At 74.0% G+C, this 13,279-nt stretch carries 11 protein-coding genes; 6 read left to right on the plus strand and 5 right to left on the minus strand.

Features of this window, described 5'->3' with window-relative positions:
• Positions 1-16 precede the first annotated feature (16 nt).
• Positions 17-2,095, plus strand: a complete 2,079-nt coding sequence (locus IEZ05_RS20255) for an MDR family MFS transporter (RefSeq protein WP_189231582.1) — start codon at positions 17-19, stop codon at positions 2,093-2,095.
• A 47-nt stretch (positions 2,096-2,142) separates the two neighbouring features.
• Here IEZ05_RS20255 and IEZ05_RS20260 read toward each other — a convergent pair whose 3' ends face one another.
• Both IEZ05_RS20260 and IEZ05_RS20265 read right to left on the minus strand, forming a co-directional pair.
• Positions 2,143-2,892 (minus strand): cobalt-precorrin-6A reductase, encoded by a 750-nt coding sequence (locus IEZ05_RS20260; RefSeq protein WP_189231583.1) that lies wholly within the window; start codon positions 2,890-2,892, stop codon positions 2,143-2,145.
• Positions 2,893-3,050: 158 nt separating this feature from the next.
• Positions 3,051-3,764, minus strand: coding sequence for a DUF4232 domain-containing protein (locus tag IEZ05_RS20265; protein ID WP_189231584.1), 714 nt, complete (start codon positions 3,762-3,764; stop codon positions 3,051-3,053).
• Positions 3,765-4,042: 278 nt separating this feature from the next.
• On the opposite strand from IEZ05_RS20265, the gene IEZ05_RS20270 reads away from it, so the two are divergent.
• Entirely contained in the window at positions 4,043-6,349 is a 2,307-nt protein-coding gene (locus IEZ05_RS20270) for an ATP-binding protein (RefSeq protein ID WP_189231585.1), read from the plus strand.
• Here the strand turns inward: IEZ05_RS20270 and IEZ05_RS20275 are convergent.
• The 3 genes from IEZ05_RS20275 to IEZ05_RS20285 form a co-directional block, all read right to left on the minus strand.
• The gene (locus tag IEZ05_RS20275) at positions 6,346-7,122 is read right to left on the minus strand and encodes a sulfite exporter TauE/SafE family protein (protein WP_189231586.1); all 777 of its coding nucleotides are present in this window, start codon (positions 7,120-7,122) and stop codon (positions 6,346-6,348) included. The genes IEZ05_RS20270 and IEZ05_RS20275 overlap by 4 nt on opposite strands.
• 60 nt (positions 7,123-7,182) lie before the next feature.
• Complete coding sequence (locus IEZ05_RS20280; protein ID WP_189231587.1) at positions 7,183-8,697, minus strand: long-chain-fatty-acid--CoA ligase; 1,515 nt, start codon at positions 8,695-8,697, stop codon at positions 7,183-7,185.
• A 92-nt stretch (positions 8,698-8,789) separates the two neighbouring features.
• Positions 8,790-9,977 carry a thiolase family protein gene (locus IEZ05_RS20285; RefSeq protein ID WP_189231588.1) on the minus strand — a complete coding sequence of 396 codons (1,188 nt, stop codon included), beginning with the start codon at positions 9,975-9,977 and terminating at the stop codon, positions 8,790-8,792.
• Positions 9,978-10,158: 181 nt separating this feature from the next.
• Between IEZ05_RS20285 and IEZ05_RS20290 the strand changes: the two genes are divergently transcribed.
• The 4 genes from IEZ05_RS20290 (at position 10,159) to IEZ05_RS20305 (ending at position 13,216) form a co-directional block, all read left to right on the plus strand.
• Positions 10,159-10,968, plus strand: coding sequence for an alpha/beta hydrolase (locus IEZ05_RS20290; protein WP_189231589.1), 810 nt, complete (start codon positions 10,159-10,161; stop codon positions 10,966-10,968).
• A 241-nt stretch (positions 10,969-11,209) separates the two neighbouring features.
• The gene (locus IEZ05_RS20295; RefSeq protein WP_189231590.1) at positions 11,210-11,542 is read left to right on the plus strand and encodes a DUF3140 domain-containing protein; all 333 of its coding nucleotides are present in this window, start codon (positions 11,210-11,212) and stop codon (positions 11,540-11,542) included.
• Entirely contained in the window at positions 11,542-12,192 is a 651-nt protein-coding gene (locus IEZ05_RS20300; RefSeq protein WP_189231591.1) for an HhH-GDP family DNA glycosylase, read from the plus strand. The genes IEZ05_RS20295 and IEZ05_RS20300 overlap by 1 nt, the downstream gene beginning before the upstream one ends.
• 148 nt (positions 12,193-12,340) lie before the next feature.
• Entirely contained in the window at positions 12,341-13,216 is an 876-nt protein-coding gene (locus IEZ05_RS20305) for a hypothetical protein (protein ID WP_189231592.1), read from the plus strand.
• Positions 13,217-13,279: the final 63 nt, after the last annotated feature.

Consider the following 13,279-nt stretch of genomic DNA (forward strand, 5'->3'; position numbering starts at 1 on the left):
GTGTGATCGTGACCTCGTGACAGTCGCCGAGGAAACGCCACGGACCGCCGCGATCCAGCCGCCCGTGCTGGACAAGCGCCGCCGCAACGTCGTCTTCGTCACGATCATGCTCGGCATGCTGCTCGCGGCCCTCGACCAGACCATCGTCGGCACCGCCCTGCCGACGATCGTGTCGGACCTGGGCGGCGCCGCGCACATGTCGTGGGTGGTCACCTCGTACCTGCTCGCGGAGACCGTCGCGACGGTGCTGGTGGGCAAGTTCGGCGACCTGTTCGGCCGCAAGGTGGTCTTCCAGGTCTCGGCGGTCGTGTTCATCACGGGCTCGTTCCTGTGCGGGCTCGCCACGAACATGCCGCTGCTGATCGCCTGGCGGGCCATGCAGGGCATCGGCGCGGGCGGCCTGATGGTCACGTCGATGGCGCTGATCGCGGACGTCATCCCGCTGCGGGAGCGCGGCAAGTACCAGGGCGCCATCGGCGCGGTGTTCGGGGTCGCGACGGTCATCGGGCCGCTGCTGGGCGGGCTGTTCACCGACCATCTGTCGTGGCGCTGGGCGTTCTACGTCAACGTGCCCATCGCGATCGTCGTGGTGATCGCCGCCGCCCGCACCATCCCGGTGGTGAAGTCGGCCGTCCGGCCCGTCATCGACTACCTGGGCATCGCCCTGGTCGCCCTCGGTGCGAGCGCGCTGATCCTGGGGACGAGCTGGGGCGGCAACGAGTACGCCTGGGGCTCGGGCGTGATCATCGGCCTGTTCGCGGGCGGGCTCATCGCGCTCGCCCTGTTCTGCCTGGTGGAGACCCGGGCGGCCGAACCGATGCTGCCGATGCGGCTGTTCGCCAACCCGGTGTTCACGGTCTGCTCGATCCTCAGCTTCATCGTCGGCTTCGCGATGCTCGGCGCGCTGACCTATCTGCCGACCTATCTGCAGTACGTCGACGGCGACTCGGCCACCGTCTCGGGCGTCCGGACGCTGCCGATGGTGGCCGGACTGCTGATCGCCTCGGTCTTCAGCGGCACCGTGGTCAGCAGGACGGGCCGGTACCGGCTGTTCCCCATCGTGGGCACCCTGGTGATGGGCGTCGGCCTGTACCTGATGTCGCTCATGGGGCCGTCCACGGGCGCCGGACTGGAGTCGTTGTACATGTTCGTGCTGGGCACGGGCATCGGCCTGTCCATGCAGGTGCTGACCATCGCCGTGCAGAACACCGTCGACTACGCCGACCTCGGTACCGCGACGTCCGGCGTCACGTTCTTCCGCACGCTGGGCAGCTCCTTCGGCACCGCCGTGTTCGGCACCATCTACGCGGGCGCCCTCGGCCCCAACCTCCGGGACGGCATCGCCGACGCCGCGCGGACCGGCGCCGCGGATCCCGCGGTGATCGGCCGGGCGGCGACCAGCCCGGCGGGCGTGCACGGGCTGCCTCCCGAGGCGGCGGCACCGGTGATCGGCGCGTACGCGGACACCATCCAGACCGTGTTCCTGTGGACCGTGCCGGTCGCCGCCCTCGGCCTGGTCGTCGCCCTGTTCCTCAAGCAGGTGCAGCTGCGCGACAGCGCCCGCGCGGGCTCCACCGACATGGGCGAGGGCTTCGCGTCGCCGCACGACGCCAGCAGCAGGAGGGCGCTCGAGGCCTCCGTCGGGAAGATCATCGGCGGTACGGAGCTGGACACCGCCCGCCGCATCATCGCGGACAGCGACACCCGGCTCGATGTCGCCGGCGCCTGGGCCGTCATGCAGGTCGACCTGTTCACGCGGCTGGTCGGCCACGCCAGCCTCGGCCTGATCGCCGCCCGCCGCCGGGTGCCGCCGGAGGTGCTGCTGCCGGTGTTCGACCGGATGGTGGAGGAGGGGTTCCTCACCCGGCACGGTTCGCTGCTCTCGCACACCGAGGCCGGCGCCCGCGAGGCCCTGGTCATCGGGCGGGCCTGGGCCTCCTGGCTGGAGGACCGGGTGGAGCAGGACATCGGCCGCCCCTCGGACGCGGACCTGCGCGCCGCCGTGGACGCGATCGCCAAGCGCCTGCTGGTCGAGGACCTGAACAACGGGCTGCCCGTCCGAGTGCGGCAGCCCGCTCCCGAGGCGGCGCACTGAGACAGCGGGAGCCCCGACAGGCCCCGCCGCCGGCGGGGCCGCTTCCGTCAGGGTGCGCCCAGGCCCAGCCGCTCCAGCACACCGGACACGTCGGGCACCACGGGCACGCCCGTCGGCAGTGGGGGCCTGCGCACGACCACCACCGGCAGGGCCAGGTCCCGGGCCGCCGTCAGTTTGGCCGCGGTGGCCGCTCCCCCGCTGTCCTTGGTCACCAGTACGTCGATGCGGTGGTCGCGCAGGACGGCGGTCTCGCCGGCCACGGTGAACGGGCCACGGGCCAGCAGGACCCGGGTGTCCGGCGGGAGGGGAGGCTCCGGGGGCTCCACCGAGCGGGCGACGAAGTGGAGGCCGGTCAGGTGCGCGAACGCTCCCAGGCCCAGGCGGCCGGTGGTCAGGAAGACGCGGCGGCCGAGACCCGGCAGCAGGCCGGCCGCCTCCGGGAGGGATGCGACCGGGTGCCACCGGTCACCGGGGCCGGGGTGCCAGCCGGGCCGGCGCAGGATCACCGCCGGGGTTCCGCAGGCCGCCGCGGCGCGTGCCGCGTTCGCCGTGATGGTCTCGGCGAAGGGGTGGGTCGCGTCGACGAGGGCGCTCACCCCCTGCTCGCGCAGCCACACGGCCAGCCCGTCCGCACCGCCGAACCCGCCGACGCGCACCTCGCCGTCGACCGCGCCCGGCCGGGTCACCCGCCCCGCCAGCGATGTCGTCACCCGCACCCCCGGCCGGTCCGCGAGGACGGCGGCGAGGCGGCGGGCCTCGGTGGTGCCGCCGAGGACGAGGACATGCGGGATCGGCATGGCGTCGAGGGTACGAGGTGCCCGGGGCCGGGCATGCCACAGGCTCCGGTGGAGCAGCGCGGCCGCTGCCGGACGGACCGGCGGTCACGCTCACACCGGCGCGGGCCGGTGCCGGTGCGAGCGCGTCACCCGAGGTGTCGCCGTCTCCTCCTCAGGGCTCAGAAGTCGTCCGCTCCGTTACGGAGTTCGGGCGTCCAGTAGCCGGTGAGCGCCTTCGCCGGGTCGACGGCGATGCCGTCGCTGCCGGGCGCGGTGACGGCGATGACCGTGGAGTCACCCTCCAGCGTCACGGAGAACGCCGACACGGGCTCGTTCTCCTCGTCGACCCCACCGTCCGACAGCTTCACCAGGGCGTAGGCCGGGGCTCCCGTGTCGAGCACGACGGGCGTGGCCGGCTTGCTCTTGGCGACGGCCGGGACGTCCTGCTTGTGGCTCTCCAGGAACTGGATCTGCGGAAAGCCCGTCAGCCGGCAGGAGTGCCCGCTGTTGTTCCGCGCCGTGAGGACGATGTGGGTGTAGGGCGGACCGTCCTGCGTGGCGGCGGTGACGCGGACGTCCCGGGCGGTGCAGACCGGGGTGGAGGCGGACACCTGCTCACCGGACGCACCGGCGTCGCCCGCGGAGGCGTCGGTGGAGCCCGCCGAGCCCTTCGATCCCGCCGAGTCGGCCGAACCCGCCGCGTCGGACGTGCCGGTGCCCTTGTCGGCCGTCGTCCCGGCCGCCGCCGGGGACGACGCCACCGTGGTGGTGGCGGACGGCGCGGACGACGACGTGCTGTCCGCGTCGCTCTGGCAGGCGGTGAGGGACAGGACGAGGGCGGTGCCCGCGACGGCGAGCAGCGCGGAGCGCTGACGCAGAGTGCTGTGGTTCATGTGAGAGATCCCCGTTCGGTGAGCTACGGCATGCATGCCACGGTCGTTCGACGGCGGCTGGTTCGAGCCGTTCCCGGGCCCGCACCGGCTCCGTCCCCGGCGGCTCCGTGCGCCGGGGGCGCCCGGAGCGCGCAGGCCGGGAGGGCTTTCCGCGTCGGCCTTCAGTCGATCACTTCCGGTCTACGCCGCCCAGGCGGTTCTCCCGGCAGAAGTCCCGTGGGCGATACTTCTGCCGGTGGCTCGCGTCCGGACGAGCCGGACGATCGGGGTCATCGACGGTGCGCAACGGCACGCCTTCTGCTGGGGACTTCGGGCCGCTGTTGCGGGACCTGCGGGGCCGCGCCGGGCTGAGCCAGGAGGCGCTGGCCCATGCGGCAGGGGTGAGCGTCAGGGCGCTGGCCGACATGGAACGCGGACGCACCCGGGGACCGCAGCGCCGTACCGTGCAGGTACTGGCCGAGGCGCTGGGGCTGGACGGCGACGAGGCGGCGAGCCTGGAGAGATCCGCCGCCCTGGGCCGTCCGCGTCCCCGGACGGCCACCGAGCCCGGCCCCGGCATCCTGGCCCTGCCGCGCGACATCCAGGACTTCACCGCCCGCGGCCCGGCCCTCGCCCGGCTGCTGGACCTGGCGCGGGACGCCGAGTCCGGCCGGCCGGTGGTCACCGTGGTCGCCGGGCAGCCCGGTCTGGGCAAGACCGCGTTCGCGGTGCACGCCGCGCACCGCCTCGCCCCGCACTTCCCGGACGGGCGGATCGCCCTCGACCTGCACGGCATGGATCCCGAGCCGACCACGCCCCGGGACGCGCTGGCCCGGCTCCTCGGCGCGATGGGGGTCGCCGACGCGGCGATACCGGCCGGCACCGACGACCGTGCCGGTCTGTGGCGGTCCCTGGCCGCCGGGCGGCGCATGCTCCTGCTGCTGGACAACGCCGCCGACGAGTCCCAGGTCGGCCCCCTGCTGCCCGGCACCGGCCCGTCCTTGACCATCGTCACCAGCCGCCATGCCCTGGCGGGTCTGGAGTCCGTGCACCGCACCGATCTGGCCCTGCTGCGGCGTGAGGAGGCGGTGGAACTGCTGACCCGCATCATCGGCCCGGACCGGGTGCGGGCGGAGGCACAGGCGGCGCGCGACCTCGCCGACCTGTGCGGACACCTGCCGCTGGCCGTGCGGATCGCCGGCCAACGGCTCCTCAGCCGGCCGCACGAACGCCTCGGCAAGCTCGTCTCCCGCCTCGCCGCCGAGGGACGGCGCCTGGACGGCCTCCAGGCCGGAAGTCTGCGGGTACGTGCCGCCTTCGCGCTCTCCTACCGGCAACTACCGCCCGACTCGCGGAGGGTGCTGCGCCGTGCCGCGCTGTCCGCCGGAGCGGACTTCGGCCCCGAGACCGCCGCGCTCCTGGCCGGACTGTCCTACGACGAGGCGGTCGCCTGCGCCGAGGAACTGACCGACGCCGGACTGCTCCAGAGCGATGCCGGCGCCGAGCGGTACCGCTTCCACGACCTGCTCAGGCTCTACGCCGCCGAGCAGGTCGAGGCCGAGGACGGCCCCGACGTCCGCGACGCCGCCCTCGACCGGACCGCGCACTGGATGCTGCGCCGCGCCACCGCCGCCGCGCTGCACTTCGACGTCGACCACGAACGGACCGCACCGCAGGACGATCCGGACCCGGAGACGGCGCCCACCGGCCGGGACGAGGCACGGGCCTGGCTGGAGGCCGAACGGGCCCAGTGGCTCGCCGCTCTGCGCCGGGCCCATGACACGGGCCGGCACCGGCAGGTCCTGGACACGGCGGAGGCGATGCACTGGTTCTCCGATCTCAACCAGCACTGGGAACAGTGGGTGGAGGTGTTCCAGCGCTCCGCCGACTCCGCCCGTGCCCTGGGCAGCAGACGGGACGAGGCCATTCACCTCAACTACCTCGCCTGGGCCTACAACCTCTGCGTGCACGACCCGCACGCCGCCCTGGCGAGCGCGGACGCCGCGCTCACGGCGGCCCGCGAGTGCGGGGACGGGCTCCAGGAGGGCTGGGCACTCGGCTACGGCGCGGGCGCGCTGAACCGGCTGGGGCGCGCGGGAGAGGCCCAGGAGCGCCTGCGCGAGGGGGCCCGCTGCCTCGCCTCACAGGAGTCGCCGCAAGGCAGGCTCGCCGAACTGACGAGTCTCAACTCCCTCGGCACCCTGCTGCGCCAGGCCGGACGGGCGGCCGAGGCGCTGGACATCCACCGCCGCAGCGAGCGGATCTGCCGCGCGGGGGTCCCGGGCCGTACGGACGAGGTGATCGCGTTGTACCTCGCGGTCGCCCGGCAGCAGATCGGCAACGATCTGGCGGCCCTGGAGCGCTGGCAGGAGGCCGAGGCGCCGCTGCGGCAGGCCCTCGCCGCCTTCGACGCCGCGAAGATGCCGGCCTGGACGGAGCAGGCCCGGCTGGACCTGGGCCAGGTGCTCGACGCCATGGGACACCCCGACGCCCGGGAGACGATCCGCACCGCCCGCGACGCCCTCGCCGCGCTGAGAAGCCCCCGTCAGGTCGAGGCCGCCGCCGCACTCGACGCGCTCGACGAGGCCGCCGCCGGCACCGTCTAACGCAGGAGCAGTTGCAGGCCGCCCACCACCGTCGCCGCGATGACCAGTTGCTCGAAGAGCCGCTGGTCGATCCGCTTCACCGCCCATGTGCCGAGGAACGCGCCGGGCACCACGAACACGACGAGCACGGCGTCGAGGAGCAGCGAGCGGCCGTCGATCAGGCCGAGGCCGGCGCTGAAGGGCAGCTTGGATACGTTGACGATCAGGAAGAAGAAGGCCGAGGTACCGAGGAAGCCGAGCTTGCGGAAACCGGCGGAGAGCAGGTACATCGACATCACCGGGCCGCCCGCGTTGGCGACCATGGTGGTGAAGCCGCCGAGGACGCCGTACGTGCGGGCCTTGACGCGACCGGCCCGGGAGCCGATCTCGTCCGGCTGCTCGGCGGCGGCGTCGGCCTGCCGTCGGCGCCACACCGGCACCCCGGCCATGAACAGCAGGATCACGCCGATCGACGTCCGGACGGCCGTGTCGTCGGCCCACACCAGGAACACGGTGCCCACGACCACGCCGGCCCCCACCGCCGGGAACAGCCGCCACAGCGTGGGCCAGTGCGCGTGGCGCCGGTAGGTGAGGACGGCCAGGATGTCACCGGCGATGAGGACGGGCAGCAGGACGCCGGTGGAGGCACGGGCCGGCAGGACCGCCGCGAAGACCGCGAGACTGACCGTGTTGGCCCCGCTCACGGCGGTCTTGGAGAAGCCGACGAGCAGGGCCGCGAAGGCGAGGGCGGCGAATTCCCAGCCGGTGAGGTGCCAGAGCGTCATGGTGTCCATTGCGGGCACCGATGCTATGCGCACCCGGCCGGCCCCCGTAAGGACCGTCTCGTCGGACGATCACTGACGGCCGGCGTACCGCGCCCGCAGTTCCCGCTTGAGCACCTTCATGCTCGGGCCCAGCGGCAGCGCGTCCGTGAACTCCACCCGGCGCGGGTACTTGTACTTGCCGAGGTGCTGCTTGGACCACTCGGTGATCTCGGCGCCGTCCGGTGTCGTGCCCGGGGCGGGGACGACCACGGCGCACACCTCCTCGCCGTGCAGCTCGTCCGGCAGGCCGATGACGGCGACCTGGGCGATGCCGGGGTGGCGCATCAGGACCTCCTCGACCTCGCGCGGATAGACGTTGTAGCCGCCCCGGATGACGACGTCCTTCTTCCGGTCGACGATGCGCAGGAAACCCTCGTCGTCCTTGGTGCCGAGATCCCCGGTGCGGAACCAGCCGTCGACGAGCGCCTCGGCGGTGGCCTCGGGGCGGCCGAGGTAGCCGGAGAAGACGTTGTGGCCGCGCACGACGACCTCACCCAGCTCTCCGGGCGGCAGCAGTTCGACGCGGTCCTCCGTCTCGGCGCGGGCGATCTCGACGTCCACGCCCCACAGCGGGTGGCCGATGGTGCCAGGCTTGGCGCCGAACACCGGCTGGTTGACGGCCGCGGCGGGCGAGGTCTCGGACAGCCCGTACCCCTCGTAGATCTTGGCGCCGAAGGCCTCCTCGAAGCGCTCCAGCACGGCGACGGGCAGCGAGGCGCCGCCGGAGATGCACACCCGCAGATCGGGCAGGGCGCCTGCCTCGGCCGCCGCGGCGGCGAGGGCGACGAACATGGTGGGCACCCCGTGGAAGGTGTTGACCTTCTCCCGCACCATCAGCTCGATCGCGCGCGCCGCGTCGAAGCGCGGCAGCAGGACGAGGGTCGCCCCCGCCCGCCAGGTGGAGTTGAGGGAGACGGTCTGGCCGAAGGCGTGGAACAGCGGCAGCGCGCCGAGCGCGATGTCGTCGGGGCGGATGTCGTTGGCGTCGAAGGCGTTGACGGTCGCGTTCATCACCAGGTTGAAGTGGCTGAGCACCGCGCCCTTGGGCACGCCGGTGGTGCCGCTGGTGTAGAAGACCACGGCCGGGTCGTCGGCGTCGCGCGTCACGTAGGAGGGCAGCGGTTCGGCGTCCGCGGCGAGCTTGCCGAGTTCGTCGCCCAGGACGACGACCCGTACCCCGGCCTCCCGCGCGGCGGCCGCTCCCGTCTCCGCCTGCGCCGGGTGCACCAGCAGCAGGCCGGCGCCGCTGTCGGTGAGGACGTGCCCGACCTCCGCCGGGGACAGCAGCAGGTGCACCGGAACGACGACGGCGCCGGCGGCGGCGATCGCGTAGTACGCCTGCGGGAAGTCCGCGGTGTTGGGCGCCATCAGGGCGACCCGGTCCCCCGGCCGGACGCCCAGCTCCACCAGGGCCCCCGCCTGGGCGCGGGCCCGCTGCCACACCTCGGCGAAGGTCAGCCGCAGGTCGCCCTCGACCAGTGCCTCCTTGTCGGGACGGCGCCGGGCGTTCTCGGCGAGGATGGCGGCGACGGAGAGGGTTGCCATGGGGTGTTGCTCCGTTTCCTTGCTGCGGCTCTGCAGGGGGGCGGGTGGGTGGCGGCGGACGGCGACGGGCCCTAGGACGGTGCGGACACGGCCTAGGACCGTTCGACCAGCACCGCGCTGCCCTGCCCCACGCCGACGCACATGGTGGCGAGTCCGCGGGCGGCGTCGGTGCGCCGCATGCGGTGGAGCAGGGTGGTGAGGATGCGGGCGCCGGAGCAGCCGAGCGGGTGGCCCAGCGCGATGGCGCCGCCGGTGGGGTTGACCAGGGCGGGGTCGATGCCGAGCTGGTCGACGCAGGCGAGGGCCTGGGCGGCGAACGCCTCGTTGAACTCGGCCTCCGCGATGTCGTCGATGCTCCAGCCGGCGCGGGCGAGGACCTTGCGGGTGGCGGGGACCGGACCGATGCCCATGACGTCCGGGTGGACGCCCGCCGAGCCGCCGGCCACGTAGCGGCCCAGCGACTCGAGGCCCAGGTCGTTCAGTGCCTCCTCGCTGACCAGCAGGAGGGCCGCGGCGCCGTCGTTCATCGGGGAGGCGTTGCCCGCGGTGACCGTGCCGCCGGCGCGGAAGACCGGCTTCAGCCGGGCCAGCTTCTCGACGGAGGTGTCCTCGCGGACGCACTCGTCGGTGTCGACGACCACGCCGTCGGGCCGCTCGACGGGGAGCAGCTCGGCGTCGAAGTGGCCGCATCTGCGGGCCTCGGCGGCGAGGCGGTGACTGCGCAGGGCGAACTCGTCCTGCCGCTCGCGCGACACGTCGTACCGCGCGGCGACCTCCTCCGCCGTCTCGCCCATGGCGAGCAGGCCGTGCAGGTCCTTCATCGCCGGGTTGACCAGGCGCCAGCCGAGCCGGGTGTCGGCGGTCTCGATGCGGTGCGGCAGGGCCTCGTCGGGCCGGGGCAGGACGAAGGGGGCGCGGCTCATCGACTCCGAGCCGCCCGCGAGCACGATGTCGGCCTCGCCCGCGGCGATGGTGCGGGCGGCGGTGGTGACGGCTTCGAGGCCGGAGGCGCACAGGCGGTTCACCGTGGCGCCGGGCACGGTCTCGGGCAGGCCCGCGAGGAGGGCGGCCATGCGGGCGACGTTGCGGTTGTCCTCGCCGGCCTGGTTGGCGGCGCCCCAGTACACGTCGTCGATGCGGGCGGGGTCGAGCGCGGGCACGTCGGCGACCAGGCCGCGGATCACGGTGGCGGCGAGGTCGTCCGGCCGTACGGCGGACAGGGCGCCGCGCAGCTTGCCGATCGGGGTGCGGCGGGCGGCCGCGAAGTGGACGGGACGCACGAGGTGACTCCTGACCGTCGTCGCTCGGCCGCCGGGCGGTGTGCCGCCGGCCGGCCTCCGCGAGCCTTCTTCCTTCATTCCCGCAGCCGAAATTAGCACTGCTAGTTTTGGACTATAGACCTCCGGCCGCCCCCCTGGGAAGATCCTCCGGGTGACCTGCACCGACGCAGCTGGAGGAGACATGGCCGAAGCCCGCGAGCACGTCCTGTCCGGAACCCGGGGACGGATCACCGTCCGCGAGTGGTCCGCCGAGCGGCCCCGGTACGCGGTGCTGCTGATCCACGGCTACGGGGAGCACGCCGGCCGCTACGAGGAGGTGGCCGGCGTGCTGACGTCGCACGGCGCGGCCGTCTACGGCCCCGACCACGTCGGGCACGGCGCCTCCGACGGCGAGCGGGTGCTGATCGAGGACTTCGAGGACGTGGTCACCGACGTGTACGCCGTCGCGGAACTCGCCCGGGCCGCCCACCCCCGCCTGCCCGTCGTCGTGCTCGGCCACTCCATGGGCGGCCTGATCGCCTCCCGCTACGCGCAGCGCCACCCCGAAGGACTGGCCGCGCTGGTGCTGTCCGGCCCGGTCATCGGTGACTGGGAGCTGCCGCGCCGCCTGCTCGCCCTGGACGAGATTCCCGACACCCCGATCAGTCCCTCCTCGCTCTCCCGGGACCCGGCGGTCGGCGCGGCGTACGCGGCCGACCCGCTGGTGTGGCACGGTCCGATGAAGCGGCCGACGCTGGAGGCCTTCGTCCGGACGCTGGAGACCGTCGCGAAGGGCGGCGACGTCGGCCGGCTCCCGCTGCTGTGGGTGCACGGCGACGACGACCGGCTGGTGCCGCTGCCCGGCAGCCGTGTCGGCGTCGAGCGGCTCAGCGGCGGCGACCTCACCGAGCGGATCTACCCGGGCGCCCGGCACGAGGTCTTCAACGAGACGAACCGCGCGGAGGTGTTCACGGACGTGACGCGCTTCCTGGACGGCGTGCTGGCCCGCTGAGCGGCCGGGGGCGTTTGCCCTGGTGCCCCACGGGCACCCGCGCCCCCATGGAGAGGTTGCGCCGCGCCGCCTACGGGAACATCGCGGCCGTCGAGCGCGTCCGCGCCCGACGGGCACCTGCGAGGAGGAGCGCGACGCTCTGCTCCGTACGAACAGAGGCCCGGCAGGGGTGAACGGCAGAGGCGCCGCCCGACTGCCCTGACGCCTCGCACGCACATCCGCACGACGAAAGAGGGGCACCATGGCCGACGCCCTCGAACTCGACGCGCTGTGGGAGGACTTCCACCGCGTGGTGAACATGACGTCCGCCGAGCTCGCGGACTGGCTCCGGGTACGGGACTCCGGCGAGCTGACCGAGCCGCTGCCGGACGACGCCGGCTCGCCACTCGGTCAGCACGTCCTCGCGATCCTGCAGAAACGGCGCACGGACCTGACGGAGGGCGACCTGCGCGCGATGCGCAAGGTCGTGGACACCGTGACCTCGCAGGCCGACCTGGAGAACGAGCCGCAGGCCGATGACACCCGGCTCAGGCACCGGCTGATGACGATCGGCCACGACCCGCTGAAGCCGTAGTGGCGGGCCACGACGAGCGCGTCCTACGGGAACTCGTCCGCGCGCACGGGCAGACGTACGCCGAGGAGGCCGGCATCCGGCTGAAGGACACCCCGCAGCCGCTGTACCGACTGCTGGTCCTCGCCCACCTGCTCAGCGCCCGCATCCGCGGCTCGATCGCCGTGGCGACCGCCCGGACCCTGGCCGAGGCCGGACTCGGAGACCCACGCCGCATGGCCGGCGCGGACCGGCAGAAGCGGGTGGACGCCCTCGGCCGGGGCGGCTACCGGCGCTACGACGAGCGCACCGCCACGCAGCTCGGCGACGGGGCCGGGCTGCTGATCGACCGGTGGGGCGGGGATCTGCGCCGGCTCCGGAAGGAGGCGGACGGCGAGGTGCCCGAACTGCGCCGCCTGCTCCAGGAGTTCCCCGGCGTGGGACCGGCCGGTGCGGACATCTTCCTGCGCGAGGCCCAGCGGGTCTGGCCGGAGGCGGCACCCTACCTCGACCGCAAGGCGCTGCAAGGAGCGCGGCGCCTCGGCCTCCCGGAGGACGCCGGCCGGCTGCTCGGGCTCGCCGGCGGGACGGAACCGGCCGTCCTGGCCGCCGCACTGGTGCGCGCGGCCGTGGACAAGGAGGCGGTGCGGGACTCCCTGGACCGCGCCGGCTGAGCGCGCCCCGACGGCCGGTGCGGGGGCTGTGCTCCACCGTCACCCCCGGCAGTGGTTGCGTCACCCGGACGGTCCCGTGCGCTGGTGACCCCACCGCCGCGGTGATGCCCTGAGGACACCGTGCCACGTCCTCCAGGAGGCATCCGCGATGAGCCGTCGTCCGTCCCACCCCGTCCGTCTCCTCGCCTCCGCGCTCGCGGCCGGCGCGCTGCTGACCACGGCGGCCTGCTCGGACGACGGCGGCGGGTCGGGTGCCGCCTCGGACACCGCCGCCGAGGAGGCCGCCCGGGCCGCGTCTCCCGCCGTCGAGCGCGACGCGGTGCGGCAGGCGCCCACCGGCTCCTCCACGGCCTCACCGTCCGCTTCCCCCTCGGCTCTCACCGAGTCCGGCGCGAAGGCCGCGCTGATCACGGAGGCGGACCTGGAGGGCGACTGGAACCAGGTGCGGGACGCGGACAAGTGGCACGACAGCATGCTCGTCGGCAAGGTCGACGTGTCCGACTTCCTCTCCGCGAAGGCCGACGCCGCGGAATGCCAGCAGCTGCTCGACCGGCTCTACTCCGGCGATCTGCTGGGCACGCCGTCCGGGGCGTCGGCGGTCACCGGCTTCGAACAGGGCGACTCCCGTCTGCTGGAGCAGGTCGCCGCCTACCAACGCAGCCAGCTGGACACCTCCCTGAAGTGGATGGCCTCGCTGCCGCAGACCTGCGACCAGTTCACGGCGACCGACGACTCGGGCGACAAGCGGACGGTCCAGGTGACCGAGGCCTCCGTGCCGGAGGTGGGCGACACCCGACGGGGCGTGCACGTGACGGTGCAGGGCACCGCCGCCGGCGCCCCCGCGACCCTCACCCTGGACGTGGCCGCCGTGCGGGTCGGCATCAACGCGGTCGCGGTCACCGGCGGCGGCCTGAGCGGCGGCGAGACCGACTCCGTGCAGCAGGCGACGCAGCAGGGCACCGAACGGCTGCAGGCCGTCCTGGCGGGCAAGACCCCCTCCCCGCAGCCCGGCAACCTCGACTGACCGCGCCGCGCAGCACCCGCCCCGCGTCCTCGGGCGCGGGGCGTCGCCGTGCGCGCCCTGGCC

The organism is Streptomyces flaveolus (assembly GCF_014648815.1).
In the GTDB taxonomy this organism is placed as follows: domain Bacteria; phylum Actinomycetota; class Actinomycetes; order Streptomycetales; family Streptomycetaceae; genus Streptomyces; species Streptomyces flaveolus.

Coding starts and splice junctions, on each gene's coding strand:
- IEZ05_RS20260 (WP_189231583.1), bottom strand. CDS start 2,892: ATGCCGATCCCGCATGTCCTCGTCCTCGGCGGCACCACCGAGGCCCGC.
- IEZ05_RS20265 (WP_189231584.1), bottom strand. CDS start 3,764: ATGAACCACAGCACTCTGCGTCAGCGCTCCGCGCTGCTCGCCGTCGCG.
- IEZ05_RS20275 (WP_189231586.1), bottom strand. CDS start 7,122: ATGGACACCATGACGCTCTGGCACCTCACCGGCTGGGAATTCGCCGCC.
- IEZ05_RS20280 (WP_189231587.1), bottom strand. CDS start 8,697: ATGGCAACCCTCTCCGTCGCCGCCATCCTCGCCGAGAACGCCCGGCGC.
- IEZ05_RS20290 (WP_189231589.1), top strand. CDS start 10,159: ATGGCCGAAGCCCGCGAGCACGTCCTGTCCGGAACCCGGGGACGGATC.
- IEZ05_RS20295 (WP_189231590.1), top strand. CDS start 11,210: ATGGCCGACGCCCTCGAACTCGACGCGCTGTGGGAGGACTTCCACCGC.
- IEZ05_RS20305 (WP_189231592.1), top strand. CDS start 12,341: ATGAGCCGTCGTCCGTCCCACCCCGTCCGTCTCCTCGCCTCCGCGCTC.